This window comes from Arthrobacter sp. TE12232 (genome assembly GCF_054062615.1).
Map to the genome: position 1 here is coordinate 2,294,917 of NZ_JBSSFK010000001.1, position 24,866 is coordinate 2,319,782.

Consider the following 24,866-nt stretch of genomic DNA (forward strand, 5'->3'; position numbering starts at 1 on the left):
GGCTCAGGCCCGGCGCTCCGGCCGGATGCGTCCCGCCGTCGGGGTACAGCTCAGAGGCCCTTGCCACCGGTGACGGGCAGGACGGCGCCGGAAATGTAGGAGCCGTGGTCCGAGGCGAGCAGCACATAGGCAGGCGCGAGCTCCGCGGGCTGGCCTGCGCGCTGCAGGGGTGTGTCCTGGCCGAACGACGGGAGCTTGTCCGGCCATGCGGTCGCAGGGATGAGCGGCGTCCAGATGGGCCCCGGGGCCACGGCGTTGACCCTGATCCCCTTCGGCCCGAGTTCCTGCGCCAGCGCCTTGGTGAAGGCCACCTGAGCGGCCTTGGTCATGGCGTAGTCGATGAGTTCCGGCGAAGGCTTGAATGCCTGGATGGAGGCCGTCGTGATGATCGAGGCGCCGGCGTTGAGGTGCGGGACGGCGGCGCGGGCCGTCCAGATCAGCGAGTACAGATTGGTCTTGAACACGCGGTCGAACTCCTCTGTGGGCAGCGACTCGAAGCTGTCCCGGTTCTTCTGGTAGGCCGCGTTCAGCACCAGCACGTCCAGCCGGCCGAATTCGGTCAGCGTGTCGTTCACGATCTTCGCCGCGAAGTCCTCGCTGCGGCCGTCGCCTGGGAGCAGCACGGCCTTCCGGCCGGCCTTCCGTATCCACGCGGCGGTGTCCTGCGCGTCTTCTTCCTCTTCCGGCAGGTACGAGATGGCGACGTCGGCGCCCTCCCGGGCGAAGGCGATCGCCACTGCCTTGCCGATCCCGGAGTCGCCGCCCGTGATCAGGGCAGCCTTGCCACTGAGCGCGTCGCTGCCGCGGTAGCTTTCCTCGCCGTGGTCCGGCTTCGGCTCCATGGGCGCCGTGAGGCCTGGCTGTTCTTGCACCTGCTTCGGGAAGGACCCGGAGTAGTAGCCGGTGCGGGGGTCCTTCGGCTGGTCCTGCTGTTTCTGTGCGGCGCTGCTTGAGTCACTCATAGTCCACCTACCCAACGTGTCGGTTTTCCAGGGAAGCTCCTCGGACCGGCGCTGACCGGCCGCTTGGAAACTATCCCGGCGAAGTACGCAGTTTCTACCCTAACCGCAAAGTAGTCAGCAAACTTACTACCAACTTGTTTTTGGCAACTCTCAAGCCTAGGTTGAGGGTGGGGCGCACGCCGCGCCCCGTTGACAAGGATTTCAGCGTTCCTGGGGAGTCCAGGGATTTCAGTTTGCGCGGAGGAACAGTCATGACAGGCCCGGCGGCGCCGCAGGATGACGGCAGGGACGAATCTCGGGCTGAGCGGATGGACCGCAATTGGGTGGAACTGCTGCAGGAACTGCGGGTACTCCAGACCGGGGTCCAGGTTCTCGCCGGCTTCCTCCTGACGCTGCCGTTCCAGGCTCGTTTCGAGACGCTGGATGGATACCAAACCGGGCTGTACCTCGCCAACGTCATCGTGGCCGCTCTCACCACGGCCTCGATCCTGTTACCGGTGAGCCTGCACCGCCGGCTCTTCCGGCAAGGGCTGAAGGCTACCCTCGTGGCCAGCGCCGACACCATCGCGAAGGTGTCATTGGGCGGCGTCATGCTGCTGAGCGTGGGAACCACGTCCCTCATTTTCGATCTCACGTTGGGCCGGGCGGCCGGCGTCATGGCCGGCGTCGGCCTGCTGGCTGTCCTACTGCTGCTGATGGTCTTTGTCCCTGCCGCACTCCGCCGGAGGGGCCTGAAAGAGAAGCCACAATGACAGACGTTTCACAGGCGCGGCGCGCCGCAGGCACGGGAGGAACCATGGGCAAGTGGGTCAAGGAACGCGGGCTGCTGCTGGCCAACGCTGCGCTATTCATCGCCTTCTTCGGCGGCATGGTCCTCAGCGGGGCAGCCAGTTACAGCGAGGACCAACTGGCCCACGGCCAGCCGGCGGTGAGCGTCCTGCAGTACCTGGGCACGGGGGCCTTCGTGGAGGCGACGTTTGAGAACTGGGAGTCGGAATTCCTGCAAATGGGCATGTATGTCCTGCTGACAGTCTTCCTGTTCCAGAAAGGGTCCTCGGAGTCCAAGCCCATGGGCCGCGCCGCCCCGCAGGACGAGGATCCCCGGCCGGCCAAGCTCAGGCCGTCCACGCCCTGGCCCGTCCGGCGCGGCGGGTGGGTCCTGAAACTTTACGAACACTCCCTGTCGATCATGTTCCTGCTGCTCTTCCTGATGTCGTTTGTTCTGCACGCACTCGGCGGCAGCGCCGATTACAACGACGATCAGCAAGCCCACGGCCAGCCGACGGTCACGGTGCTGGGCTACCTCGCCACGAGCCGATTCTGGTTTGAGGCGTTCCAGAACTGGCAGAGCGAATTCCTGGCGGTCGCCGTACTGGTGGGCGCGTCGGTCTATCTGCGGGAGAAGGGATCCCCCGAGTCCAAGCCGGTAGCCGAACCCCACTACGAGACGGGCGCCTGACCCCCGCGGCCATCGGTCAGCGGGTTGCGGACCCGGCGTTCGGCGCTTTCTCCGCTGCTGCTTTCGTCGCCCCTGCTGTCGGAGCCGCCGTCAGGCCCCTTCGAGGACCTGGCTGGTGGCCCAGGCAAGGTATTTTGCGGCGTTGGCGACAGCGTCGTCGGGGCTCGCGGCGACATCCAGCAGCTGGGCCGCAGCCACCACGCCGTGCCGGGCAAGGTCCTCCGGGGTGACGAGAATCCGGCCGGCCACCACGATCACCGGTATGCCGCGGGCGTGGGCGGCATCGGCCAGCGCGATGGGCGCTTTGCCGGTCAGCGACTGGCTGTCCATGGAGCCTTCCCCGGTGATGACCAGATCGGCCACCGCGAGTTTTCCGGCCAGCCCGGTGAGGCCGGCCACGAGCTCGAATCCGCCCTCCAGGGCGGCGTTGCTGAAGGCCAGGAACGACGCCGGGAAGCCGCCGGCCGCACCGGCTCCGGGGACGTTGACGTCCCGGCCGGTGGACTCGCGCAGGACCGAGGCCCAGTTGCGCAGGCCAGCGTCGAGCAGCTCCACCGCATCCGCGTCGGCGCCCTTTTGCGGGCCGAACACGTGCGCGGCACCGTCGCTTCCGAACAGCGGGTTCCGCACGTCGACGGCGATCCTGAACTTCACGGCGGACAGCCGCGGATCCAGCCCGCTGACATCCACCGTCACGACGTCGGCAAGCGACCCGCCGCCGAGGGGTACCACGTTGCCGGCGGCGTCCAGCGGCTTGAGGCCGAGCGCCCGGAGTGCGCCGCTGCCGCCGTCGCTCATGGCCGAACCGCCCACGCCCAGCACGATTTCCGTGGCCCCTGCGTCCAGGGCGGCGGCGATTAGCTGGCCGCAGCCGTAGCTGTGGGCCCGCAGGGCGTTGGCCGGCGTCGGTTCCATGTGCGCCAGGCCGGATGCCTGCGCCGTTTCAATCACCGCTGTGGCCCCGCCGAAGGCGTCCTTGCGGATAGCCCACGCGGCACCGATCGGAGCCAGGATCGGGCCCACGACGGCGTTGAGCCTTTCCTCGTAGCCTGCCGCGACGGCCGCCTCCAGGGTCCCTTCGCCGCCGTCGGCCACCGGAAACTGGATGGCTTCGGCGTCGGGATAGACGCGCAGGGCGCCTTCAGCGATGGCGGAGGCGGCTTCGGCGGCGGTCAGAGAGCCCTTGAACTTGTCCGGGGCGATGAGGATACGCATGGCACTATCCTGCCAGTCCGGAGGGCCCGGCACGCTGACAGGACGCGGTGTTTAGGCCCAGGTCCCGCGCTCCGTGAGGACCGTCTTGAGCAGGTCGGCGCGGTCCGTGACGATCCCGTCGACGCCAAGATCGAGCAAACGGTGCATTTCCGCCGGTTCGTTGACGGTCCAGACGTGCACCTGCAGCCCGTGCCGGTGCGCCCGCCGGACAAATCCGGGCGTCACCACGGTCACCGCGCCGTAGCGGACCGGTACCTGGAGCGCCTGGACACCCTGCAGGGCCCGACGCGCCACGAAGCCCATCAGCGTCGCCGGCAGTACCGGGCCCAGCAGGACGAACACGGCGTTGGACACCGTGCCCGCAGAGCCCGCGGCCGGCCGGCTCAGCTGCCGAAGCACGGCGCGGCGCCGCCGGTCCGAGAAGCTGGCAATCAGCACGCGGTCGTGCAGTGCGTGGCGTTCGATTGCCGAGGCCAGGGCGTCGACGGAATTCCAGTCCTTGACGTCGATGTTGAGCCGGACGTCGGGAAAGGCCGCGATGAGTTCCTCAAACAGCGGGATCGGTTCAGTTCCGCCGATCCTGGCCCGGGCCACGGCCGCGGCGGGCAAGTCGGCGATACGGCCGCGTTCCTGGGTGACCCGGTCCAGGGTCTTGTCGTGGAAGAGCACCAGCACGCCGTCGGCGGTGGTGTGGACGTCGGTCTCCAGGTGCCGGAATCCGAGGTCGACGGCGGCGCGGAACGCGGCCATCGAGTTCTCCAGCCCGTCCAGGGAGAAGCCGCGGTGGGCCATCGCGAGGGGTGCCCGGGCCGTGCCCTGGCCCCCCGGCACGGCGTGCTCCGGGCCGCCGCCGCGGGTGCCGCCGGGGTTCCCGCCGGGGGCAAAGTAGGGGTGCGGGTTCGTCACTCCTGAAGCGTACCCGAGCCCCGATCCGGCCGCGCGGGACCCCGATCCGGAGCGGGCTGAGCGGAACGCGGCATGGGCGACCCGGCGTTAGAGGAAGCTGGCGTCAGGAGTCGTGCGGCCGGATTTCGACGCCGTCGCCGCAGTGCAGGAGCGTCCGGCCGCGGCCGCCGTCGAGGTCCACCCAGACGACGCTGTGGTCGGCCGTCACGGCGTCCACCAGGCCGCCGGTCTCGAAACCCGGGGCCAGCCGGACGCTGACGCGGTCGCCCTGGCGCAACTGCCGCCAGTGCCGGTCCGGCTCCGCCGGATGCAGAGGTTGGTCGTCCGTTTTGTTGACGCGGTACTTGGCCATGATTTCCCCACTATCGGTCAAACGATCTGTCGCGAGCCTTCAGCCTAGGAGGCCAAGGTGAACGCCAGTTGACCGCCCGCTGGGAATCCGGTGACCGGGACGTCACCGCGGGGGTGCTGTTCGGGAGTGGAACTCAGGGAAGCCGGAGGCCGAGTTCCGCGAGCTTGGCCTCGAGGATCTGGGCGACGCCGTCGTCGTCGAAGTGCGGCGCTTGCTGGCCGGCGGCGCGGATTGCCTCGGGGTGGCCGCTGGCCATGGCGTAACCGTCCCCGGCCCAGCGGAGCATCTCGATGTCGTTGGGCATGTCCCCGAACGCCACCACGTCTGCGGGGCCGATGCCCAGTGAGGCGGCGTATTCGGCGAGGGTCACGGCCTTGTTGACGCCGGGCAGGGACAGTTCGAGCAGGGCCATGTTCGGCGCCGAGTGCGTCGCGGCGGCCAAATGGGCGACGGCGGGGGTCACCTCGGCCAGGAAGTCGTCGGCGGTGCCCTCGCGAACGATGGCCATGAACTTCACCACGGAGTCGTCGGCCGTGAGGGTGCTGTGCAGCGGGGCGGGCGTGAATTCGGCCAGCAGCGGGCTTGTGCCGGAGTTGAGGAAGCCCGGTTCCAGGTGGAAGCCGGTCAGGGTTTCGGCGGCGAACAGTGCCGTCGGGCGCAGGCGCCGGATGATGCGGCGGGCCTCGAACACTGCGTCCAGCTCCAGCGCACGGGCTGAGAGCATGCGGTCCGCCTCAAGGTCCCAGACCACGGCGCCGTTGGAGCAGATGACGGTGCCGGCATGCCCCAGCTGGTCCTGCAGGGGGTGGAGCCAGCGCGGCGGGCGGCCCGTGACGAAGACGAGTTCCACCCCTGCGTCGCGGCAGGCGTGGAACGCGCGGACGGTCCGGTCGCTGATTTTTCCGTCATGGCCGAGGATCGTTCCGTCGATGTCGCTTGCTACGAGCCGCATGCAGCAAGTCTACGTTGGCCGCGGCGGCCCCGATCCCGCCTGCCGGACGTGGAACTGCGCGGGCCCGTGCGCCGGGGTCGCCGGAAAGTGTCGAGTTCGCCGGAACGTTCCGGCGAACTCGAGCGTCTCCGGCGAATTCGACGGCGGCGCGGCCCTCTAGCGCTGTTCGTAGTGCCCGGTCAGCCTGGCCCGGCCCAGGGTGTGGCTGAATAGGGCAAAGCCGAGGCTGGCCGGGCTGCCGTGCCCGCCGACGTCGAGCTTTTCGACGTCCACGGCATGGACCACGATCAGGTAGCGGTGCGGACCGTGTCCCTTGGGCGGGGCGGCGCCGACGTAGCCGGCGAATCCGGCGTCGTTCTTCAGCTGGAGCGCGCCGGGCGGAAGGGCCGCGCCGTCGCGGGAACCGGCACCCGCGGGCAGTGACGTGACATCGGCCGGGATGTTGAGCACGGCCCAGTGCCAAAAACCGCTGGCCGTGGGGGCGTCCGGGTCGAAGACCGTCACCGCGTAGCTCTTGGTGCCGGCGGGGGCGCCGCTCCAGCTCAGCTGCGGGGACTCGTCCTTGCCGCCGGCGCCCATGACGCCGCTTCGCTGCGCGGGAGGAAGCGTGTCGCCGTCGTGGAAGGATGCGCTGCTGACGTCGAAAGCGGGGACGTCGGGCAGCGGCGCGTAAGGATCGTGGGCTGTCATGGCTGCCTTTCCTGAACTGGTTGCTGTTCGGTACTGCCTGCTGTTCGGGTACTGCCTGCTATGCGTTGCCGGTCCCCACGCCACCAAGCTCCATCCGGGCCAGCTCGGCGCGCGTGGGCGGGTTGGCGCCGGCGCGGGACACGGTCACGGCGGCCGCCCTGGACGCATGGGCGAGGATGTTGCGGAGGCTTTCGGCGGAGAGCTCGCGCAGGGCCTTGCGGTTTTGCGCCCCGTCCAGGCCCAGGTCCACCACGCCGGACAGCAGCGCGGCCATGAACGAATCTCCCGCCCCGACAGTATCCGCGACCTCCACCCTGGGAGCGTCGAACTGCGCAACACCGGCGGCGTTGATACCCCAGGGGCCTTTGCCGCCACGGGTCACCACCACCATGGCCGGCCCCTCCGAGCCGCCCAGCGCCAGCCAGCGGCGGGCCGAGTCCAACGGGTCCGTTCCGGGGTAGAGCCATTCAAGGTCCTCATCGGAGGCCTTCACCACGTCCGCGAGGGCCACAAACTTTTCGACCTGCCCGCGGGCATAGTCCACGTCCGGGATGATGCTGGGGCGGCAATTGGGGTCAAAGCTGATCGTGGCGGACGGGTGGGCACGCTCGACGGCGGCAAGCACCTCGGCCGCGCCGGGCGCCAGCATCGTGGCGATGGAGCCGGTGTGCAGGAGCGTGGTTCCCTGCAGGAGGAACGGGAGGCGCGCCGCGACGCCGGGGAGCTCCCAGGCGAGGTCGAAGGTGTAGGTGGCGGCGCCGGCGTCGTCAATCAATGCGGCGGCCACGCTGGTGGGAAGCTCGTCGGGTGCCAGCGGCAGCAGCACGGAACTCGACTTCAGGTGCGCCGCCAGGGCTTCGCCGTAGGCATCCCGGCCGTAGCGGCCAATGAACTGGACCGGATGGTCCAGCCTCGCCAGCCCCACCGCCACATTGAGGGGGCTGCCGCCGACATGGGCCTGGACGCCGGAGGAACGCTGGACAACATCAACCAGCCCCTCGCCAATAACTGTGAGCATGGTCATACTCTGCCAGAGATTCGGGTCCGGTGCCGTGTGTTGCCCCACCTGCCCGCGGGCCGCCCCGCGTGTCCGGGGCGCGGCTGCGCAGCCCGGCACGCCGGGCCGCCCCGGCCGCTCAGGCTCAGGCCGCGGCGGTGTCCACGGCGATCCCGGCGGGACCGGCGTCGGCGAACCTGGCGTCGATGTGGACCACGTCCCGGCCGGCGCGCTGGAGGAGGCTCGCGGCGACCCCTGCGCGATACCCGGACGTGCAGTGCACCCAGAGCTTCCCGGCAGGGACGTCCTCAAGGCGCAGCAGCAGTTCATGTAGCGGGATGTTGACCGCGCCCACCACCCGGGACGCCGCGAATTCATCGGCACGGCGCACGTCCAGGACGGTGTCCCCGGCGGCCCGGCCGGTCAGCACACCGCCCCAGTCCACGCGGGGGTACGACGCGAGTGCGGCCTGCGGCGCAAGGGCATGCGGGTCGGTTCCGACGGCGGCGTCCGGGGATTCGATGCCGATCCGGGAGAGGTCGCGGATGGCCTTCTCGATACCCTCCTGCGAGCCCACGAGGGTCAGCGGTTCACCCCACGGCAACACCCAGCCCAGGTAGGTGGTGAAACTGGAACCCGTGCCGTATTCGAAGCTGACGCTGCCCTTGAGGTGGCTGCTGGCGAAGGCCACACGATGCCGCAGATCCACCACCCACTCGCCGCCGTCCAGTCGCCGGGCGAGCTCGGCGGCGTCGAGCGATTCGGGGACTGCCAGATCGGCGGGGCCCGGTCCGCGGACGTTGGCCGGGCTCATGTGGGCGTAGTAGGAGGGGTGGTCCGTGAGGTTGGCGATGAGCTGGCGGACGAAGTGGTCCTCGTCGGGGTCCGTCAGGGCATGGTTGGCGGCGAGCTGCTCGCCGATCGTGGAAGACCGGGCACCGGAGGCCGGCCCGGAGGAGCAGAACGAGCCGAACCCGTGGGTCGGGAACAGCGCGGCGTCGTGCCCGGACTCCGCGACGAGGCGCCGGACCGAGGCGTACTGATCGTGGGTCAGGCCGACGGTGTCCGCCGCGGCAACGAGGTCCGTGCGCCCGACCGAGCCGTAGAGCAGGCTCCCGCCCGAGAAGACGGCCTGCTTCACGCCGTCGTCCACGATGTACGACATATGGGTGTGCGTGTGGCCCGGGGTGGCGACCGCCTTGACGGTGAGCGCGCCCACCCGGACCGTCTGGCCGTCGGTGACGGGCGTGCGCTCGAACGCCACGGGATCGGCGGCGTTCACCAGGTAGTCGGCGCCGTGCGCGCGGGCCAGAATGAGGCCGCCGGTGATGTAGTCGTTGTGCAGGTGGGTCTCGGCCACATGGGTGATGGTGACCCCGGCGTCGCGGGCGGCCGCTTCGATGCGGTCGGTGTCACGCTGCGGGTCGATCGCCAACGCCACCGAGCCGTCGTGGACCAGGTAGCTGCGGTCCCCGAGCTGCGGGGTCTCGATGACAATGACTTCCATGGCCCCTCCCGGGCTGTCAGCCCCGGTTGACGGGGTGTCCCTCATCCTGCCACTGCATGATTCCGCCGGTGACGTTGACGGCGTCGTACCCCTGGTCTTCCAGGTACGTGGTGGCCTGGGCGCTGCGGCCCCCGGCGGCGCACATGACGTAGATGGTGCCGCTGGCCGGAACCTCGTCGAGGGACTGCACAAACCGCGAGAGCGGGATGCTCCTGGCCCCGGGGACGCGGACCGCCGCGAATTCGTCGTCCTCGCGGACATCGACGATTTCAGTGGCTTCGCCCAGGGCGGCCAGGTCCTTGACGGAAATGCTCTTCATGCCTGTTCCTTTCGAGGGCGCCGGTGGCCCGGCGCGCTTAATCCAGCTCAATAATGATACCCCTTGGGGTATCATACGTGCTCCGGGCGTCGCCTTCGGCCCCACCGCCAAATCTACTCCCCCGGCTAGCCTGCAGCGCTAGCCTGCCGGATGGCCCTGCTGATAGACGTCGGGGATGCCGTCGTGGTCCGAGTCGATCCTTTCTTCCTCTTCCGCGCGGCGGTAGTGCGTGTTGCGGATCCGGAGTACCGCGCTGGCGAGCAGCGCGGCGAGCAGCGAGGCCGCGAGGATTCCGACCTTTGCGTGGTCGTCGTGGACAGTGCCTTGCCCGAAGCTCAGCTCGGCCACCAGCAGCGACACCGTGAAACCGATACCGGCCAGGATCGACAGGCCGAAGACGTCGATCCATTTGAAGGAGCCGTCCAGCCTGGCGCGGGTGGCTTTGGTGATGAGCCACGTCGTGCCCAGGATGCCGGCAGGTTTTCCGAGCACGAGGGCCAGGATAATGCCGACCGCAACGGGATCGGTCAGGGCGGCGCCGAGGCCCTGCAGGCCGCCGATGGCCACACCGGCGGAAAAGAATGCGAAGACCGGGACAGCGACGCCGGCCGAGATCGGGCGGAACCGGTGTTCGAAGATCTCCGCGAGGCCGGGGCCGGCCTCGGGACCGCCGCTGGCCCGGGAGCGAATCACAGGAACGGCAAAGCCGAGCAGGACACCGGCCACGGTGGCGTGGATGCCGGACGCATGGACCAGCGCCCACGTTGCGGCGCCGAGCGGCAGCAGGATCACCCAGGCGGCCAGCCCGTGGGTGCCGAAGAACCGCCGGTATTTCTGCACCAGGAATGTGTAGAGGCCGAGCGGGAGCAGAGCCAACAGAAGCGGGAGCGGGTGGAGTTCGCTCGTGTAGAAGACCGCGATGATGGTGATGGCGAGAAGATCGTCCACGACGGCCAGGGTCAGCAGGAAGATGCGCAACGCGCTGGGAAGGTGCGAACCGATGAGCGCCAGCACGGCGACCGCGAACGCGATGTCCGTGGCGGTGGGGATCGCCCAGCCCCGCAGGGTCTCGGCGTCCGCAACGTTGACGGCCGCGTAGATGAGCGCGGGAACGGCCACGCCGCCCACGGCCGCAGCCACCGGCACCACGGATTTGCTCAGCTGCCGCAGGTCTCCCGCGACGAACTCCCGTTTGAGTTCGAGCCCGACCAGGAAGAAGAATACCGCCAGCAGCCCGTCGGCGGCCCAGGCTCCCAGGCTCAGGTCCAGGTGCCAGGGCTCGTAGCCGATAGTGAAATCGCGCAGCGCGAAGTAGCTTTCCGACGCCGGCGAGTTGGCCCAGATCAGGGCCGCCACTGCCGCGGCGACCAGAAGCGCGCCGCCGACGGTTTCCTTGCGGAGGATTTCGCCGATGCGCAGCGCTTCGGCGTAGCTGCCGCGGGCGAAGACGGTGAGGCGAGGAGGTGTGGGAGAAGAGGGCAGGTCGCTCATGGGGTCCTCAAAGTGGGGTCGACGAAACTATGCCGACCAGACTTCCCGGCGCACCTGGGCTCCAGTCTATGCGCTTTCGGCCCCCTGGGGGCGGCGGCCGGCCTGAGCCGCCGCCCGCACAAATCCACCACCCGGCCTCGCAGCCCGGATGTCAGGCCAGCATCTGCTGCACCAGTTCGCGGCACTTCCGGTAGGCGGGCGCCTTGGGATCAATGAGCGCGAAGTGGTCGCCTGGCACCTTGAGCAGCTGCACCGGCGCACCGGCTGCCTTGGCCGCTCCGGCGTAGGTCTCGGACTGGCTGAACGGCACAGTGTCGTCTTCAGTGCCGTGGACGGCATAGATCGGCACGCTCAACGGCACCGCACTCATGGGGTCCGCGTATTTATGCCGTTTGGGGTATTTCTCCGACGAGCCGCCGAGGAAATTGCTGACCGCGCCGTTGCTGAGGTTGAGCCGCTCGGCGGCCGCCAGGTTCAGCACCCCTGACTGGCTCACGACGCCGGTCAGGTGCACCGCGCCGCCGTCGTCGGCCCTGCGCGCCAGCTGACGGTCCGCGTCCGGGGCGCCGAGTCCGGAGAGCCGGCTGCGTCCCGCCGCCCAGACTGCAAGGTGGCCGCCGGCCGAGTGTCCCAGGGCCACCACCCGGTCCAGGCCGAGCCCGTGCTCGTCCGCGAGCTCGCCGAGCTTGTCGATTCCGGCCAGGACGTCGGCAAAGGTGTTGGGCCAGCCTCCGCCGTTGCCGGCCCGCCGGTACTCCAGGTTCCAGGCGGCCATGCCGTGCGTGGCGAGGTCCTTGGCCAGGGGTTCGCCGAGTTCCGCACCATACTGCGAACGCCAGTAGCCGCCATGGATCACCACCACCACGCCCTTGGGCGCGGCCACGTCCGGGAGGAAAAGCTCGCCCCACTGGCTGGGGTCCTCGCCATAGTGATACTTCTGCCTCTTCACAGCGTCCTCCTTGGGGCCCGGTGAACAGGCGGCGGAGACTGCCCCCAGCGTCACCGTCGCTGCGGCCGCGATCCAAGTCCGCCGCCGCACATCAGCCATGTGCTGAGCCTACAGTGGACGCCGCGCGGCCCCGCGCAGGTCGGGCTCCTGCATGCCGCGCGGAGGCGCCGGCGTCGGGGGTGGCTGCGACCCGGCCGCGGGAGTGCCTGCCGCCCGGCGTCGGGGGTGCGCCGTAAGCTGGACGCATGGCGAGCAACTGGGAGCGTTTGGACCCGAGCCTGCGCGATTCCGTGCAGGAAAACGTGGAATTGTACGAGCGGGTCCGGCCTGCGCTGAAACTGGTTACCCGGGAGGTCCTGCTCACTCTGCGGACCATGTTCAAGGACACCGAGGTCATGCCGCTGTTCGTCACCGGCCGCACTAAGACCGTCGAATCCTTCCGCGAGAAGATTTCCCGCACGGAAAAACCGCTGGAGCCGGGCGGGCCGCTGGTGCTGAAGTTCCCGGACCCCTTCCGGACCCTGAACGACATGGTGGGCATCCGCGTGATCACCAAGCTGCCGGCGGAAAACGCGGTGGCGGCCAACCTCATTAAGCGCCAGCGCCAGCTCTTCGACTGCCGCGGAGACCGCGAAAAGGACATCGGTTCGATCGAGTCCGGCACCTACGGCTACTCCAGCCGGCACCTGATCCTGCGGACCATCCAAAACGAGGCGGTCAAGGACTACCAGCAGGTCTTCAACCCGGATGTCCCGCCGAACGGCAGCTACTTCTTCGAATGCCAGATCCGCACGGTGTTCGCCCACGCCTGGAGCGAGATCGAGCACGACATTCGCTTCAAGGCCGAGGACCCCCGGGCCTGGACCCCGCACTTCGACCGCCAGTTCACCGCCACGGCAGCCATGCTGGAGACCGTGGAAAGCGCCTTTTCGGACCTGCACGAGCGCTATGAGGAGGTCCGCAGTTACTGGGATGTGGAGGGCGAGGGTGCCGCACCGCTGACGCCCAACCGGATCCGCGACGTCTGGCGGACTCTGCTGCCGCACGTGGACCGGAAGGTCGACGACGACTGGGGCTGGGCTGCGGAACTCATGGCAGCCCACGGGCTCAACCAGACCATGCAGCTCGCCGGTCTTCTCAGCGCCAACCGGATCACCGAGGTCCGCCAGGCCCTGGACCACCGCTACTCCCCCGGCCCGGACCGGCTGCTCGATGACCTGCTGCTGTGGCAGTACGGCACCGAACACATCGAGCTCACCGCCGAGCCGGCCGACGCCGTCCCCCACCCCCGGCGCGACAGCCTGCTGCGGCGGCTCAAGCAGATCGAACGCTACCGGCTCACGCAGGGGTAGTGGCGGCCTCGCGCAGGGGTAGTGGCGGCCTCGCGCAGGGTGGGTGCGGCGGCGTTACACAGCGGCATTACCCAGGGGCGGCCCGGTGCACGCAATCAGGCCGCGCTCAGGCCGCGCTCAGCCCTCGAACGCCGCCCGGAACGCGGCCAGGGCGGCATCGCCTGCAGCCAGTCCTTGCCCGCCGACGGCGCCGGCTTCAAGGCCGATGACGCCGGAGTAGCCGGCTTCCCTCAGCGCCGCCGCAACAGCGCGGTAGTTGATTTCCCCGGTGCCGGGTTCGAACCGGCCCGGGACGTCGGCCACCTGGATCTCCCCCGTCCACGGCAGCGCAGCCCTGACGAGTTCGATCAGGTTCCCTTCCCCGATCTGGGCATGGTACAGATCCAGCATCATCTTCACGTGGGGATGGTCGACCGCCGAGACCAGGGTGAGGGTGTCCTTGGCCCGGGCCAGCGGGATGCCGGGGTGGTCCAGGATGGTGTTGAGGTTCTCGAGCGCAAACGTCACACCGTGCTTCTCGCCCAGGACTGCCAGGCGTTCGAGGGTCCGGAGGCCGGTCAGCCACATTTGGCCCGTGGACCGGTACGTTGGCCGGACGGCGCGGCCGCCTTCCCCGAGCTCGGCCGGGTGGACCACCATCCGCTCGACTCCGAGTTCCAGCGCGGTGGGAATCAGCTTTTCGGCCGAAGCCACCACCTCGTCGGCGCTTTCGGGGTCGATCAGGCTGCCGCCGAAGTAGCCGCTCATCGAGGAGAAGCGTGCACCAGTCGCGGCGAGGGCGGAAATGTCCCGCCCGCGCGTATCCCAGAGTTCCACCTCGAAGCCTTGACCGTGGATCCGCCGCACCCTCTCGATGAGGTCCAGCTCGCCATAGACCATCTCGGCGCAAACGGCCAGGCGGAAGCTCATTCTCCCTGCCCTACGGCGTGGAGCGCGGGCTCGGCGGCCCGCAGTTCGGCGATCGAGGAAACCTCCACGGGAAGCCCGGTCTCGTTCGAGCGGATCGCCGCGAGTGCCACGGCCAGGGCGTTGCGGGCGTCGGTGCCGCCGGGGCCCGGGGTTCCGGGGGCCGCCTGGTTCCCGCGGCGCGCCTTGACGGCGTCGACGAAGTGGGCCAGCTCCGCAGTGTAGGCATCATGGAAAAGATCCACGTTCAGCCGCACGGTGGAGGAGGCGATGCCGGCCGCGGTGTAGCTCGTCGCGCTGGACGCCTGGGGCCCGCCGGCAGTAACCATGCCCGCCGAGCCAAAGACTTCGCCGCGCACGTCGTAGCCGTACAGGGCGTTGAAATTGGCCTCGGCCACCGCGATGGCACCGTTGCTGTACGTCACCGTCACCACCGCCGTGTCCAGCAGTCCGCCTGCTTTCCGCTCAGGGGCGACCAGCGCGTCGGCGACCGCGTGGACCCGGACCGGCACGGCGCCCGGGTTCAGCCAGTTCAGGGTGTCGAAATCGTGGATCAGGGTTTCCAGGAAGATGGTTCCCGGCGCAATCCGCTCGGGGGCGGCAAGGCCTGCCACGGTGCCCGGATCCCGCGTCAGCGACCGGAGCAGCTGGGGGACTCCCACGGCGCCGTCGTCGATCAGATTCCGTGCCGCGGCGAAGTCGTTTGCATAGCGCCGGTTGAAGCCGAACTGAACAATGACGCCGGCAGCATCGGCTGCATCAAGGGCACCGTCCAACTCCTCAATAATCCGGCCACCCGGCTTCTCGCAGAACACGTCCTTCCCGGCCCGGGCCGCAGCAGCAATCAGGTCCGAATGGAACCGGGCCGGCGCCGCGATGAGGACCGCGTCAATGTCCGGATCATTCATCACGTCTGCCGGGTCCGTGCTGATTTTGCGCACTCCCAGCCGGCCAGCGAGGGCTTCGACCGCGGGGAGGGCGGGATCGGCAATGGCCTCCAGACGGGCACCCGGAATCCGGTGCGCCACGGACTCTGCGTGGAACTTGCCAATCCAGCCGGCGCCGATGAGTCCGACGCGGACGGGCCGGTCGTCGCTGACCGGGTGCTGCAGATAGCTCATGAAAACTCCTAGCCTGGGTTGTAGATCGTTCTAGTAGAACCATGATGTACCTGCTGCCGGTGAATGTCTAGAACGTTCTATAGACTGGTTGAAAGCAAGGAGCAAGAATGACCGAACAGCAGCGCCGCCCCACGCTCATGGACGTCGCCGAGGCCGCCGGCGTCTCACGTGCCCTGGTGTCCATCGTGATGCGCGGCGCCCCGGGCGCGGCCGAGTCCACCCGGAAGAAGGTGCTCGAAGCGGCCCGGGAACTCGGCTACCGGCCGGACAGCCGGGCCCGGCTGTTGCGCAGCGCGCGGACCAGGCTTCTCGGGTTGAGCTTCTTCACGTCAGAGCCGTTCCACGCCGAGATCGTCGACGCCGCCTATGCCGGCGCCGCGGAACGGGGCTACGAAATCGCCTTGAGCGCCGTCGCCAGCGGCCGGCCGGAAACGCGTGCGGCGGAGGCTCTCCTGGATATGGGATGCGAGGCGCTGATCCTCATCTCCCCGACGCTGGGCAGCCAGGAGCTCGCCGGGTTTGCACGCCGGGCACCGGTGGTGAGCCTCCTGCGCGACGACGTCGGAGACCAAGTGGACTCCGTCAGCAGCGACAACCACGCCGGCATCCGGCTGGCCGTTGAACACCTCGCCGCCTTGGGTCATCGAAGAATTGTCCATGTCGACGGCGAGGCGGCAGTCTCGGCCGACCAGCGCCGGGATGCCTTTCGCACCGAAATGCTCCGCCGGGGGCTGGAGCCTTTCGTGGTTCCGGGCGGCCTCACCGAGGAAGACGGACTCAGGGCCTGTGCATCGCTCCGGGGCAACCCCCCGTCCGCCGTGATCGCCTTCAATGACAGGTCGGCCCTCGGGGTGATCGAGGGCCTCCGGACCGCAGGGCTGCGCGTGCCGGCGGACGTATCAGTGGTCGGCTATGACGACAGCCAGTTTGCCCGGCTCAGCTACGTGCAACTGACTTCTGTCAGCCAGGACGCGCCCCTCCTCGCCACTGCCGCCGTGGACAGGGCAGTCGAGCGGCTGGCAGGAGCCGACGCCCCGGCTCACCTGGTCAGGACACCGCATCTGGTGGTCCGCAACACCACCGGACCGGCGCGCCCAAGCTGACCCGCCGCCGAATCTCCCCACCCTTAGAGGCACGACGCCGCCAATCGCCGGCGGTTCGGCGCAACACGCCGGCAGGAACTTCCGAAGGCGGGGAAACTCCGACGCCAGCAAGCCGCCACTGCCGGCCTGCTAGTGCCCGGCGCCGAGCTTTCCGGCGAGCCGCTCGCGCATCGCCAGGCTGGCGTCGTTGAGGCCCACCACTTCGACGCTCTTGCCGTGCTGGCGGTACTTCTCGGTAATGGCATCCAGTGCGGCGATCGTGGAGGCATCCCAGAGATGGGAGTCGCGCATGTCGATAACCACGCGGTCAGGGTCCAGGGCGTACTCGAACTGGGTGTAGAGGTCGTTCGAGGAGGCGAAGAACAGTTCGCCGTCCACCTTGTAGGTGGCGAGTTGGCCGCCATCGCCCTCCGCCAGGGACCGCTCCACGGTGACGAAGTGCGCCACCCGCCGGGCAAACAGGACCATGGCGACCAGGACGCCGACGCCGACGCCGATCGCCAGGTTGTGCGTGGCCACGGTGACGGCGACAGTGGCGACCATGACGAGCGTTTCGCTCTTGGGCAGCGCCTTGAGCGTGGAGGGCCTGATGCTGTGCCAGTCGAAAGTGGCAACGGAAACGAAGATCATGACGGCCACGAGCGCGGCCATCGGGATCAGCGACACGATGCCGCCGAGAGCCACCACGAGGATGAGCAGGAAGACGCCGGCCAGGAAGGTGGAGATCCGGGTGCGGGCGCCGGAGGCCTTGACGTTGATCATGGTCTGGCCGATCATCGCGCAGCCGCCCATGCCGCCAAAGAAGCCGGTGACAATGTTGGCCACGCCCTGGCCCCAGGCCTCGCGGGTTTTGGGCGAGCGGGTGTCGGTGATGTCGTCCACGAGCTTCGCCGTCATGAGGGATTCGAGCAGCCCCACGAAGGCCATGGCCAGCGCGAAGGGGAAAATCACCTGCAGCGTTTCGAACGTGACCGGCACACCGGGAAGGGACAGGGAGGGCAGCGAGTCCGGAAGCGCACCCTTGTCCCCCACGGTGGGAACGGCGACGGCGGCCAGGACGGTGATGAGTGTCAGGACAATGATGGCCACCAGAGGCGCCGGAACGGCTTTGGTCAGCCCGGGCAGGCCGAAGACGATCAGCAGGCCTGCCGCGGTGAGCGGATAGACCAGCCACGGGACGCCGATCAGCTCGGGCACCTGGGAGAGGAAGATCAGGATCGCCAGGGCGTTGACGAAGCCCACCATCACGGAGCGCGGGATGAAGCGCATCAGCCTTGCCACCCCGGACAGGCCCAGGATGATCTGGAAAAGGCCGGCCAGGATCACCGCCGCGACAAGGTAGTCCAGCCCGTGGGACTTCACGAGCGGGGCGATCACCAGGGCGACGGCGCCGGTGGCCGCCGAGATCATCGCGGGGCGCCCGCCGACGAAGGAGATGGTGACGGCCATGGTGAAGGAGGCGAAGAGTCCGATCCGCGGGTCCACTCCGGCGATGATCGAGAAGGCGATCGCCTCCGGGATGAGGGCCAGGGCCACCACAAGGCCGCCGAGCACTTCGGTTTTGAGCCGGCGAGGGGACCTCAAGGCGCCCCGGACGGATTGCAGTTGCTCGGGCGTGAAGGCCGGGGCATCTGCGGCAGTTTTGACGGCCATTGCTGGCTCCGTTCGTGGTCAAGAAGGCACAGTCAGCCTTCGGATTTCAATGATTGTGGGGCGCCGCGCCGCGCCGGAGGGAGTGGGGAGTTCGCCGTCCTGGGCTCACCCACTCATGAAACCCTACCCAAGTAGCCCCGCCGGGGGCGGAATGGCTATAAATCTGACATATTTGTCCACCAGGTGGTCACGAAGTCGCCAGTCCGCGGACGGCGGTGGCACCATGCTTGGATGCTTGAGGCAACTAAAACTCAGAATTCCTCCCGGGACGCGGGCACCGCCGCCGCCGTCCCCCTCAATCCCGCCCTCGCGGCCGAGGCAAAGATCGCGCGCATCGCGGTGACGATCTTCCCCATCCTCGTCGTGGTGGCCGGCGTTGCCGGCTTCCTGCTCCCCGGAGCCTTCAAACCCCTGGCGCCCAGTGTGCCGTTCCTGCTGGGCATCATCATGTTCTGCATGGGCCTGACCCTGACCCCGCCCGATTTCGCCTCAGTGGCCAAGCGTCCCTGGGCGGTGGCCCTGGGAATCGTGGCCCACTATGTCATCATGCCGGGCGCCGGCTGGCTGATCGCCGTCGCCCTGCACCTCGAACCGGAGCTGGCTGTGGGCCTGATCCTGGTGGGCTGCGCGCCGTCGGGCACCGCCTCCAATGTGATGGCGTTCCTCGCCAAGGGCGATGTGGCCCTGTCCGTGGCCGTCGCGTCCGTATCCACCCTGATTGCCCCGATCGTCACGCCGCTGCTGGTCTTGTTCCTGGCCGGCTCGTACCTGAGCATCGACGCCGGCGGCATGGTCCAGGACATCCTCAAGACCGTCCTCCTGCCCGTTGTCGCAGGGCTGCTGGCCCGCCTCTTCCTCAAGAAGGTCGTGGCCAAGGTTCTGCCGGCACTGCCGTGGGCGTCCGCCGTCGTGGTTTCGCTGATCGTGGCGATCGTGGTGGCCGGAAGCGCCAGCAAGATCGTCGCCGCGGGAGGCATCGTGTTCCTAGCTGTGGTTCTGCACAACGGCTTCGGGCTCGGCCTGGGGTACCTGGCCGGCAAGGTGGGGCGCCTCGACGACCGGGCGCGCAGGGCCCTCGCCTTTGAGGTCGGGATGCAGAACTCCGGCCTCGCCGCCACCCTCGCCACGGCGCACTTTAGCCCCCTGGCCGCGCTGCCGTCCGCTGTCTTCTCCCTGTGGCACAACATCTCCGGCGCCATCGTGGCCGCGTGGCTGGCCCGGCGCCCCGTCCGGGACGCCGCAGCACAGGAGACCACCGCGCCGGAAGCCGCCGCGCTGAACGCCTGAAGTCGGGGCTGGCTGTACTGCTAGCTCCGCAGCCGGCCGAGCAGCGCAGTGACGGCGCGCTCGGCCAGGGCCTCCGGGCTCTCGGTTCCCGCGGGCACGACGTCGTATCCCGCCTGAACATCCGGGATGCCGTCCGGGTTGGCGTCTAGGGTGCCGGCGCCGGCGTCGTCGGTGATGAGCACCTGGGCCACGCCGCGGGCGGCGAGTTCCGCCATGGCTGCGGAGTCTTCGGCGGTCTCGGAGGCGCCCGTGCGGATCACGCCGTCGGCGCCGCCGGCGAGCATGAACTGCCGCCAGCCCCCGCCCAGCAGGACGACCGTCTGGTAGCCGTGCTCCGGCAGGATGGCGGCCAGCAGCGTGGCGAGGGCGCGGTCCCGGGGGTCCTCGAGGTCCGCGACGGCCACGGCCACCAGCTCCGTCCGGCCCCGCCGCATGCCGCGGGCGCTCCGGTTGGCCACGTAGCCAAGTTCGCGGACCGCGGCATGCACCCGGTCCTGGGTGGCCTCGCTGATCCGGGTGGTGCCGCCGGACCGGCCGGACAGCACGTAGGAGACTGTGGTGACGGAGACCCCGGCCGTCTCTGCGACGTCTCGGATGGTGGGCTTGGATCCATGCCGCACTGATGACTCCCGGCTGCTTCTCCGCCGTTTCGTGGCGGCTCCTGAATGCTTCGTCCTAGGGGTAGACCCCATGTGGAACTCTAGCCCGAAGCAACGCTCCCCGGCCCATGGCAGGCTGCGCCACGAGCAAGCAACGCGGAGTCACTTAGTGTCCATCCCGAGGCCTTGGACGGGCGCTGAGTGACTCCACGTTGGGGTTCACCTTGGGGTTTCAGTTGGGGAGGTCCTTGGTGAATGCGAGCGGCCCGATGGTTTCGGGATCGGCGGAGAGGTCGAACTGAGCCTCGTAGCCGGTGTTCAGGTAGAGGTGTTTCGCCTCGGGCTGGCGGGGGCCGGTGGTCAGGTAGACGCTGCGGTAGCCGCGGCGGGCGGCCAACGCCTCCAGCTCGGCGAGGACGAAGCGGGCAAGTCCGCGGCGCCGATGTGCCGAATGCGTCCAGATCCGCTTGAATTCTGCCGTGTTCGTGCCGTGCCGGCGGAAGGCGCCGCCGGCCACGGATTCGCCGTTCTCGCGCACAATGAGAAGGGCCCCGCCGGGCGCAGCGAATTCCTCGGCCGGGTAACGGTTCAGTTCCTCCGCGGCGGCTCCCTTGCCAAAGAGGTTGCCGTAACGGGTGTCGTATTCGAGCGCGAGTTCGTCCAGGAGGGGCCGGACCCGGGGGTCGCTCATGGGCAGGTTCAGGACTGTCAGCGCTGACTTGTTCGACGGCGGAGTCTCCTCCGGCGGGGTCGGCGGGGTATCCGCGTTGTCCGCAGGCACGGCGCGCAAGGGTGAGTGGTCCGGTGGTGACGGAGTCATGGCCGGTCCTTTCCGCGCGCGGCGGCCTGCGGCACCGCGTGGCGGTTGCTGCCGTGGTTGCCCGTATGACCGGCCAGCAGGTTCAGGATGCGCCGGGCCAGGGCGTCGTTTTCACGGAACGGCGCGGCGTTGCTCTTGGGCCGCGCGAAGGCCCCCGCGCCCCAGCCGGAGGTGCCGGGCCCGACGCCGAACAGCCTCTCGCGCCGCTCCCCGACCGGGCTGATGAGCTCGTTGTGGGCGGACACCAGCAGACGGCCCGTCGCGTGGGTGCCGTCCGCGGTCAGGAGCTGCTGTTCGGTGCCGAGCCCGGAGGTGTGCAGCTGGCGCAGCAGCGGATTTGCGGAGCGGACCACCGACGGCTCCGGAAGCCGGGCCTCGATCAGGGCCGCCGCCGACACCGTGATCCTGGACTGCGCTGAGGTGGCAACGAACCGGCCCGAGTACTCTGCGGCCTCGATTTCCAGCCCAGGGCCCAGGAACTGCAGCAGTCCGGCCCGGTGGATCGCCAGCATCTCCCGGAGCCTGCGCGGCGGTGGCCCGGAATCGACGAAGCTGAAGAAGCCGTGCCACCAGCCCTGGACCTCGCGCTGCGACCGCGCGTTCAACCGCTCGGACGGAACCAGCCGGCCAAGGTCCATATAGGACTTGAGCAGGGAGATGAACAGGGCCAACGTCTCCGAATGGTCCGGCCCGGTCCGCAGCTCAAGATCGCGGCCGATGTGGGCGGCCACCGCTGCCTGGACTTCCGCAAGACCAGCAAAAACGCGGCCCTCGAAGGGACGGTCCAGCCGCTCAAGGTCCAGGTTGAGCTCCGCGTCGGGGACGGATTCGACAACGAGCCGGTGGCGCTCCCGGCTGTACCAGTCCGCGGCGGAGAAGCGCTCGGCGAATTCCTCCCAGCCGGTCCGGACCCGCTCGGGGTAACCGGTGAATAGCTCGCGGTAGTACGCATAGCCGGCGTCCTTGGCGATCAAAGGCCAGAGCTGGGCGCGGAAGTCCAGCTCGCCGGATGCCTCCAGCAGCGCCTCGACGGCCCCGGCGGTAAAGAACTTGGGCTCTCCCGCAGCGTCACCGCGCAGGGTGGAGGTGATTTTGGAGTGGTAGGGCACGCCGCGGCGGGATCCGGCCCACAACCGCGGCTCGGCACCGGAGGGCAGGTAGCGCAGGCCGCCGTCGGGCAGTTCCTCGAAGCGGCCGCCGCGGCCCTCCATGAGCAGCACCAGCAGGTCCACGAACGCCAGGCCCATGCCGGAGACAATGACGTCCTGCCCGGGGGCGATCGGTGAGTAATCGACGTCGGTGGTGTAGCTGGGCGCCGCGTGGAACGCGCCGTGCCGGGCGGCAAAGCCGGCCCAGGCGGCAGACTCGCGGTCCGGGAGCGAATCGGTGTGCCCCAGGGAGGCCACCACGACGTCGGCGTGCAGCGCCGCGCCGCCGGCCAGCCGGACGCCGTACCCGTCCACGCCAGGGTCGCCCTGCTCCGGGTCTAACTGTCCCGGGTCGACCCGTTCCGGGCCCCCCTGTGAGGGTTCGACGGCGGACGCCGTGTCCCGGTGCACCGTCACGGTGGTCTCCGGTCCGAGGGCAGCAACGGCGCGGCGGAAGAACCATTCGAGGTAGACGCTCTGCAGCTGCCGGGTGGGGAAGGTGGCGCCGGTGAGGGAACCGAGCTGGGCCCGGAGTCTCTCCGGGAGCTCCGGCACGTCCGCGATCGAGCCGTCCAGGACCCCGGCGGCCCATTCGGCCAGTCCCGGACCATCGACGGCAGGTCCCTCGCACTGGACCGAGGCGTCCGTGAACATCGTGACGTCTGCCGCGGTGGAATTGAGCATCAGCCCGGCGTCCTGCTCGTAGCGCCAGATCCGGCCGGACCCCGGCGTGTGGGGTTCCACAACATGGACGTGAAGCGGGCCGGCGAAGAGTTCCTGCCGGTTGGCGGCCAGGCGTTCCAGCAACCCGGCCGTGCGAGGGCCGCCGCCGATGAGGACCACGGACGGGGAATTCGCTGGCATGAGGGCCTCCTGGGTCTGGTTCGGAGCCCTCATGCTAGGCACCCGAAACGGGGCCGGTCGAGGCGCCGGTCACGGCCGTTCACCCCGCGTAACGCGGCGCAAATCGAGGCAATAATTCGTCGTGTGACGCCGTGCGAACCCGCGTGAACGCATGCAACTTGGCGCCTTGCCCGCCGTTTTCGCGCGGCCCTAGATTGGCAGCCAACCGAACCCCCACACCAACTGGAAGAAGCGAGGTGGCGCATGAGTTCAACAGCAACCCCGGTGGCGCAGTCCGCCCCGGAGCCGGCGTCCCCCGGTGCCGGAACCACACCCGACACCACACCCGCCGGATCCTCCGGACCCGCCGTCCTGGAACACGACGTCCCGGAACCCGCCGCCCCGACACCCGCCGATCAGCCCGGCACTGGGTCAACGGCCCGCAAGGCCGCCACCGATTACGCCGACTACCGGCTGGTCGCGGCCCGGCACCCGTGGCGCTGGGTCGGTACGGCCGTCGTCGCCTTCGGCGTCGCCGGCATCGCCTGGTCCCTGGCCACGAATCCCCGCTGGGAGTGGGGCGTGGTGGCGCAATGGTTCACCGCGCAGTCGATCGTGAACGGCCTGCTGGAGACCCTCAAGCTGACCGCGATCTCGGGCGCGCTCGGCTTCATCCTGGGCTTCATCCTGGCTCTGATGCGGCTCTCCGCGTCCCCGTTGCTGGTCTCCGTGTCCTGGACGTTCTCCTGGATTTTCCGCTCGACGCCGCTGCTGGTGCAGATGCTGCTCTGGTACAACCTGGGCTACCTCTACGAGAAAATCAGCTTAGGGCTCCCCTTCTCGGACGTGCGCTTCTTCGAGGCGCAGACCACCACCCTGATCAGCCAGTTCGCCGCGGCCGTCCTCGGCCTCACCCTAAACCAGGCCGCCTATTCGGCCGAGATCATCCGCGGCGGCATCCTCTCCGTGGACCAGGGCCAGTTGGAGGCGGCCGCCGCGCTGGGCATTCCAGCCTGGCGGCGCTCCACCAGGATCGTCCTGCCCCAGGCCATGCGCGCCATCCTGCCCACCGCATTCAACGAGGTCATCGGCCTGGTCAAGGGCACCTCGATCGTCTACGTCCTGGCCTACTCCGAGCTCTTCTACACGGTCCAGGTCATCTACAACCGGACCCAGCAGGTCCTGCCGCTGCTGCTCGTGGCCACGCTCTGGTACATCGTCATCACCTCGGTCCTGAGCGTCTTCCAGTACTACATCGAGCGCCACTACTCCAAGGGCGCGGTCCGCACACTGCCCCTGACCCCGCTGCAGAAGGCCCGCAAGTTCCTCGCCACCCATGCACCCGCAACAAGGGAAACTACCCAGGAAAGAGGCACCCGATGAGCACCTCGGTCCTTCCGGCCGCCGGAGCCTTGGAAACCACCGCAGCCCGGGAATCCACTCGGGGCCTCGTTGAGATCACGAAGGTCCGCAAGTCCTTCGGCGCCACGGAAGTCCTCAAGGGCATCTCGCTGACGGTCGAGCCCGGCGGAGTCGCCGTAATCGTCGGCCCCTCCGGGTCCGGCAAGTCCACCCTCCTGCGCACCATCAACCACCTGGAAAAGGTCGACGCCGGGTTCATCGCCATCGACGGCACCCTGGTGGGCTACGAGGTCCGGGGCCGCAAGCTGCACGAGCTCCGCGAGAAGGAGATCCTCAGGCAGCGCACCGAAATCGGCATGGTGTTCCAGAACTTCAACCTGTTCCCGCACCTGACCGCACTGGAGAACGTCACCGAGGCGCCCGTCGTCGCACCCCGTGCCGGCAAACCCCGGCTCTCCAAAGCCGAGGCCCGCGAACGGGGGCTGGAACTGCTGGACCGGGTGGGGTTGAAGGACCGCGCCGGCGCCTACCCCCGCCAGCTGTCCGGCGGCCAGCAGCAGCGCGTAGCGATCGCCCGGGCGCTGGCCCTGGACCCGAAGATCCTGCTCTTCGACGAGCCCACCTCGGCGCTGGACCCGGAACTGGTCAACGAGGTGCTGGACGTCATTCGCGAGCTCGCCAACTCCGGCACCACGCTGATCATCGTCACGCATGAGATGGGCTTCGCCCGCGACGTTGCCGACACGGTCGTGTTCATGGACCAGGGCCAGATCGTGGAGCAAGGCACACCCGAACAGATTTTCACCAACCCGCAGGAAGACCGCACCCGGAGTTTCTTCTCCAAGGTGATCGAGCCCGCTTTCAACATCTAAG

Annotated in this window: 24 protein-coding genes; 7 read left to right on the forward strand and 17 right to left on the reverse strand. The window is 68.9% G+C overall.

Features of this window, described 5'->3' with window-relative positions; genetic code table 11:
• Window positions 1-50 precede the first annotated feature (50 nt).
• Entirely contained in the window at window positions 51-962 is a 912-nt protein-coding gene (locus ACVWZ7_RS10155) for an SDR family oxidoreductase (protein WP_456507748.1), read from the reverse strand.
• Between the two features lie 251 nt (window positions 963-1,213).
• Between ACVWZ7_RS10155 and ACVWZ7_RS10160 the strand changes: the two genes are divergently transcribed.
• Together ACVWZ7_RS10160 and ACVWZ7_RS10165 are read left to right on the forward strand one after the other, a co-directional pair.
• On the forward strand, window positions 1,214-1,714 hold the full coding sequence (locus ACVWZ7_RS10160; RefSeq protein WP_456507749.1) for a DUF6328 family protein: 501 nt from the start codon (window positions 1,214-1,216) through the stop codon (window positions 1,712-1,714).
• Window positions 1,711-2,421 (forward strand): DUF6766 family protein, encoded by a 711-nt coding sequence (locus ACVWZ7_RS10165; protein ID WP_456507750.1) that lies wholly within the window; start codon window positions 1,711-1,713, stop codon window positions 2,419-2,421. Before ACVWZ7_RS10160 ends, ACVWZ7_RS10165 begins: the two co-directional genes overlap by 4 nt.
• Before the next feature lie 90 nt (window positions 2,422-2,511).
• On the opposite strand, the gene ACVWZ7_RS10170 is transcribed toward ACVWZ7_RS10165, so the two are convergent.
• From ACVWZ7_RS10170 to ACVWZ7_RS10215, 10 genes are all read right to left on the reverse strand, one after another.
• Window positions 2,512-3,636 carry a glycerate kinase gene (locus ACVWZ7_RS10170; protein WP_456507751.1) on the reverse strand — a complete coding sequence of 375 codons (1,125 nt, stop codon included), beginning with the start codon at window positions 3,634-3,636 and terminating at the stop codon, window positions 2,512-2,514.
• Between the two features lie 51 nt (window positions 3,637-3,687).
• Window positions 3,688-4,542 (reverse strand): glycerophosphodiester phosphodiesterase, encoded by an 855-nt coding sequence (locus ACVWZ7_RS10175; protein WP_456507752.1) that lies wholly within the window; start codon window positions 4,540-4,542, stop codon window positions 3,688-3,690.
• A gap of 103 nt (window positions 4,543-4,645) precedes the next feature.
• The gene (locus tag ACVWZ7_RS10180; protein ID WP_116765418.1) at window positions 4,646-4,894 is read right to left on the reverse strand and encodes a hypothetical protein; all 249 of its coding nucleotides are present in this window, start codon (window positions 4,892-4,894) and stop codon (window positions 4,646-4,648) included.
• Window positions 4,895-5,027: 133 nt separating this feature from the next.
• On the reverse strand, window positions 5,028-5,846 hold the full coding sequence (locus tag ACVWZ7_RS10185) for an HAD family hydrolase (protein WP_456507753.1): 819 nt from the start codon (window positions 5,844-5,846) through the stop codon (window positions 5,028-5,030).
• A gap of 156 nt (window positions 5,847-6,002) precedes the next feature.
• Window positions 6,003-6,536, reverse strand: a complete 534-nt coding sequence (locus ACVWZ7_RS10190; RefSeq protein ID WP_456507754.1) for a YbhB/YbcL family Raf kinase inhibitor-like protein — start codon at window positions 6,534-6,536, stop codon at window positions 6,003-6,005.
• 58 nt (window positions 6,537-6,594) lie between these two features.
• Entirely contained in the window at window positions 6,595-7,554 is a 960-nt protein-coding gene (locus ACVWZ7_RS10195; RefSeq protein WP_456507755.1) for a carbohydrate kinase family protein, read from the reverse strand.
• A gap of 124 nt (window positions 7,555-7,678) precedes the next feature.
• Window positions 7,679-9,040 (reverse strand): MBL fold metallo-hydrolase, encoded by a 1,362-nt coding sequence (locus ACVWZ7_RS10200; protein ID WP_456507756.1) that lies wholly within the window; start codon window positions 9,038-9,040, stop codon window positions 7,679-7,681.
• A 16-nt stretch (window positions 9,041-9,056) separates the two neighbouring features.
• The gene (locus ACVWZ7_RS10205; RefSeq protein WP_091255568.1) at window positions 9,057-9,359 is read right to left on the reverse strand and encodes a rhodanese-like domain-containing protein; all 303 of its coding nucleotides are present in this window, start codon (window positions 9,357-9,359) and stop codon (window positions 9,057-9,059) included.
• Window positions 9,360-9,497: 138 nt separating this feature from the next.
• A complete protein-coding gene (nhaA, locus tag ACVWZ7_RS10210; protein ID WP_456507757.1) occupies window positions 9,498-10,850 on the reverse strand; it encodes a Na+/H+ antiporter NhaA in 1,353 nt (450 codons plus the stop codon).
• Between the two features lie 151 nt (window positions 10,851-11,001).
• Window positions 11,002-11,799 carry an alpha/beta hydrolase gene (locus ACVWZ7_RS10215; protein WP_116765413.1) on the reverse strand — a complete coding sequence of 266 codons (798 nt, stop codon included), beginning with the start codon at window positions 11,797-11,799 and terminating at the stop codon, window positions 11,002-11,004.
• 245 nt (window positions 11,800-12,044) lie between these two features.
• On the opposite strand from ACVWZ7_RS10215, the gene ACVWZ7_RS10220 reads away from it, so the two are divergent.
• On the forward strand, window positions 12,045-13,151 hold the full coding sequence (locus ACVWZ7_RS10220) for a GTP pyrophosphokinase (RefSeq protein WP_116765412.1): 1,107 nt from the start codon (window positions 12,045-12,047) through the stop codon (window positions 13,149-13,151).
• A 117-nt stretch (window positions 13,152-13,268) separates the two neighbouring features.
• Here ACVWZ7_RS10220 and ACVWZ7_RS10225 read toward each other — a convergent pair whose 3' ends face one another.
• Window positions 13,269-14,060, reverse strand: a complete 792-nt coding sequence (locus ACVWZ7_RS10225; RefSeq protein ID WP_456507758.1) for a TIM barrel protein — start codon at window positions 14,058-14,060, stop codon at window positions 13,269-13,271.
• Window positions 14,057-15,178, reverse strand: a complete 1,122-nt coding sequence (locus ACVWZ7_RS10230; RefSeq protein WP_456507759.1) for a Gfo/Idh/MocA family oxidoreductase — start codon at window positions 15,176-15,178, stop codon at window positions 14,057-14,059. The genes ACVWZ7_RS10225 and ACVWZ7_RS10230 overlap by 4 nt, the downstream gene beginning before the upstream one ends.
• Window positions 15,179-15,285: 107 nt before the next feature.
• On the opposite strand from ACVWZ7_RS10230, the gene ACVWZ7_RS10235 reads away from it, so the two are divergent.
• The gene (locus ACVWZ7_RS10235; protein ID WP_456507760.1) at window positions 15,286-16,281 is read left to right on the forward strand and encodes a LacI family DNA-binding transcriptional regulator; all 996 of its coding nucleotides are present in this window, start codon (window positions 15,286-15,288) and stop codon (window positions 16,279-16,281) included.
• Between the two features lie 129 nt (window positions 16,282-16,410).
• Here ACVWZ7_RS10235 and ACVWZ7_RS10240 read toward each other — a convergent pair whose 3' ends face one another.
• On the reverse strand, window positions 16,411-17,934 hold the full coding sequence (locus ACVWZ7_RS10240) for a SulP family inorganic anion transporter (RefSeq protein ID WP_456507761.1): 1,524 nt from the start codon (window positions 17,932-17,934) through the stop codon (window positions 16,411-16,413).
• A gap of 231 nt (window positions 17,935-18,165) precedes the next feature.
• Between ACVWZ7_RS10240 and ACVWZ7_RS10245 the strand changes: the two genes are divergently transcribed.
• Window positions 18,166-19,221 (forward strand): bile acid:sodium symporter family protein, encoded by a 1,056-nt coding sequence (locus ACVWZ7_RS10245; RefSeq protein ID WP_456507762.1) that lies wholly within the window; start codon window positions 18,166-18,168, stop codon window positions 19,219-19,221.
• 20 nt (window positions 19,222-19,241) lie between these two features.
• Here the strand turns inward: ACVWZ7_RS10245 and ACVWZ7_RS10250 are convergent, their stop codons facing one another.
• The 3 genes from ACVWZ7_RS10250 to ACVWZ7_RS10260 all read right to left on the reverse strand — a co-directional run bounded on the left by ACVWZ7_RS10250 (window position 19,242) and on the right by ACVWZ7_RS10260 (window position 22,652).
• Window positions 19,242-19,841, reverse strand: a complete 600-nt coding sequence (locus ACVWZ7_RS10250) for a LacI family DNA-binding transcriptional regulator (RefSeq protein WP_456507763.1) — start codon at window positions 19,839-19,841, stop codon at window positions 19,242-19,244.
• A 211-nt stretch (window positions 19,842-20,052) separates the two neighbouring features.
• The gene (locus ACVWZ7_RS10255) at window positions 20,053-20,511 is read right to left on the reverse strand and encodes a GNAT family N-acetyltransferase (protein WP_456509096.1); all 459 of its coding nucleotides are present in this window, start codon (window positions 20,509-20,511) and stop codon (window positions 20,053-20,055) included.
• A gap of 125 nt (window positions 20,512-20,636) precedes the next feature.
• On the reverse strand, window positions 20,637-22,652 hold the full coding sequence (locus ACVWZ7_RS10260; protein WP_456507764.1) for an FAD/NAD(P)-binding protein: 2,016 nt from the start codon (window positions 22,650-22,652) through the stop codon (window positions 20,637-20,639).
• Between the two features lie 243 nt (window positions 22,653-22,895).
• On the opposite strand from ACVWZ7_RS10260, the gene ACVWZ7_RS10265 reads away from it, so the two are divergent.
• Together ACVWZ7_RS10265 and ACVWZ7_RS10270 are read left to right on the forward strand one after the other, a co-directional pair.
• Window positions 22,896-24,014 carry an ABC transporter permease subunit gene (locus ACVWZ7_RS10265; RefSeq protein WP_456507765.1) on the forward strand — a complete coding sequence of 373 codons (1,119 nt, stop codon included), beginning with the start codon at window positions 22,896-22,898 and terminating at the stop codon, window positions 24,012-24,014.
• Entirely contained in the window at window positions 24,011-24,865 is an 855-nt protein-coding gene (locus ACVWZ7_RS10270) for an amino acid ABC transporter ATP-binding protein (protein WP_456507766.1), read from the forward strand. Before ACVWZ7_RS10265 ends, ACVWZ7_RS10270 begins: the two co-directional genes overlap by 4 nt.
• Window position 24,866: the final 1 nt, after the last annotated feature.

What these genes read in the sequence shown, in the direction of transcription:
- ACVWZ7_RS10260 (WP_456507764.1), bottom strand. Translation starts at nt 22,652, where the DNA reads ATGCCAGCGAATTCCCCGTCCGTGGTCCTCATCGGCGGCGGCCCTCGC.
- ACVWZ7_RS10270 (WP_456507766.1), top strand. Translation starts at nt 24,011, where the DNA reads ATGAGCACCTCGGTCCTTCCGGCCGCCGGAGCCTTGGAAACCACCGCA.
- ACVWZ7_RS10170 (WP_456507751.1), bottom strand. Translation starts at nt 3,636, where the DNA reads ATGCGTATCCTCATCGCCCCGGACAAGTTCAAGGGCTCTCTGACCGCC.
- ACVWZ7_RS10160 (WP_456507749.1), top strand. Translation starts at nt 1,214, where the DNA reads ATGACAGGCCCGGCGGCGCCGCAGGATGACGGCAGGGACGAATCTCGG.
- ACVWZ7_RS10240 (WP_456507761.1), bottom strand. Translation starts at nt 17,934, where the DNA reads ATGGCCGTCAAAACTGCCGCAGATGCCCCGGCCTTCACGCCCGAGCAA.
- ACVWZ7_RS10155 (WP_456507748.1), bottom strand. Translation starts at nt 962, where the DNA reads ATGAGTGACTCAAGCAGCGCCGCACAGAAACAGCAGGACCAGCCGAAG.
- ACVWZ7_RS10235 (WP_456507760.1), top strand. Translation starts at nt 15,286, where the DNA reads ATGACCGAACAGCAGCGCCGCCCCACGCTCATGGACGTCGCCGAGGCC.
- ACVWZ7_RS10165 (WP_456507750.1), top strand. Translation starts at nt 1,711, where the DNA reads ATGACAGACGTTTCACAGGCGCGGCGCGCCGCAGGCACGGGAGGAACC.
- ACVWZ7_RS10195 (WP_456507755.1), bottom strand. Translation starts at nt 7,554, where the DNA reads ATGCTCACAGTTATTGGCGAGGGGCTGGTTGATGTTGTCCAGCGTTCC.
- ACVWZ7_RS10190 (WP_456507754.1), bottom strand. Translation starts at nt 6,536, where the DNA reads ATGACAGCCCACGATCCTTACGCGCCGCTGCCCGACGTCCCCGCTTTC.
- ACVWZ7_RS10230 (WP_456507759.1), bottom strand. Translation starts at nt 15,178, where the DNA reads ATGAGCTATCTGCAGCACCCGGTCAGCGACGACCGGCCCGTCCGCGTC.
- ACVWZ7_RS10200 (WP_456507756.1), bottom strand. Translation starts at nt 9,040, where the DNA reads ATGGAAGTCATTGTCATCGAGACCCCGCAGCTCGGGGACCGCAGCTAC.
- ACVWZ7_RS10255 (WP_456509096.1), bottom strand. Translation starts at nt 20,511, where the DNA reads ATGAGCGACCCCCGGGTCCGGCCCCTCCTGGACGAACTCGCGCTCGAA.
- ACVWZ7_RS10265 (WP_456507765.1), top strand. Translation starts at nt 22,896, where the DNA reads ATGAGTTCAACAGCAACCCCGGTGGCGCAGTCCGCCCCGGAGCCGGCG.
- ACVWZ7_RS10245 (WP_456507762.1), top strand. Translation starts at nt 18,166, where the DNA reads ATGCTTGAGGCAACTAAAACTCAGAATTCCTCCCGGGACGCGGGCACC.
- ACVWZ7_RS10225 (WP_456507758.1), bottom strand. Translation starts at nt 14,060, where the DNA reads ATGAGCTTCCGCCTGGCCGTTTGCGCCGAGATGGTCTATGGCGAGCTG.
- ACVWZ7_RS10220 (WP_116765412.1), top strand. Translation starts at nt 12,045, where the DNA reads ATGGCGAGCAACTGGGAGCGTTTGGACCCGAGCCTGCGCGATTCCGTG.
- ACVWZ7_RS10180 (WP_116765418.1), bottom strand. Translation starts at nt 4,894, where the DNA reads ATGGCCAAGTACCGCGTCAACAAAACGGACGACCAACCTCTGCATCCG.
- ACVWZ7_RS10185 (WP_456507753.1), bottom strand. Translation starts at nt 5,846, where the DNA reads ATGCGGCTCGTAGCAAGCGACATCGACGGAACGATCCTCGGCCATGAC.
- nhaA (WP_456507757.1), bottom strand. Translation starts at nt 10,850, where the DNA reads ATGAGCGACCTGCCCTCTTCTCCCACACCTCCTCGCCTCACCGTCTTC.
- ACVWZ7_RS10205 (WP_091255568.1), bottom strand. Translation starts at nt 9,359, where the DNA reads ATGAAGAGCATTTCCGTCAAGGACCTGGCCGCCCTGGGCGAAGCCACT.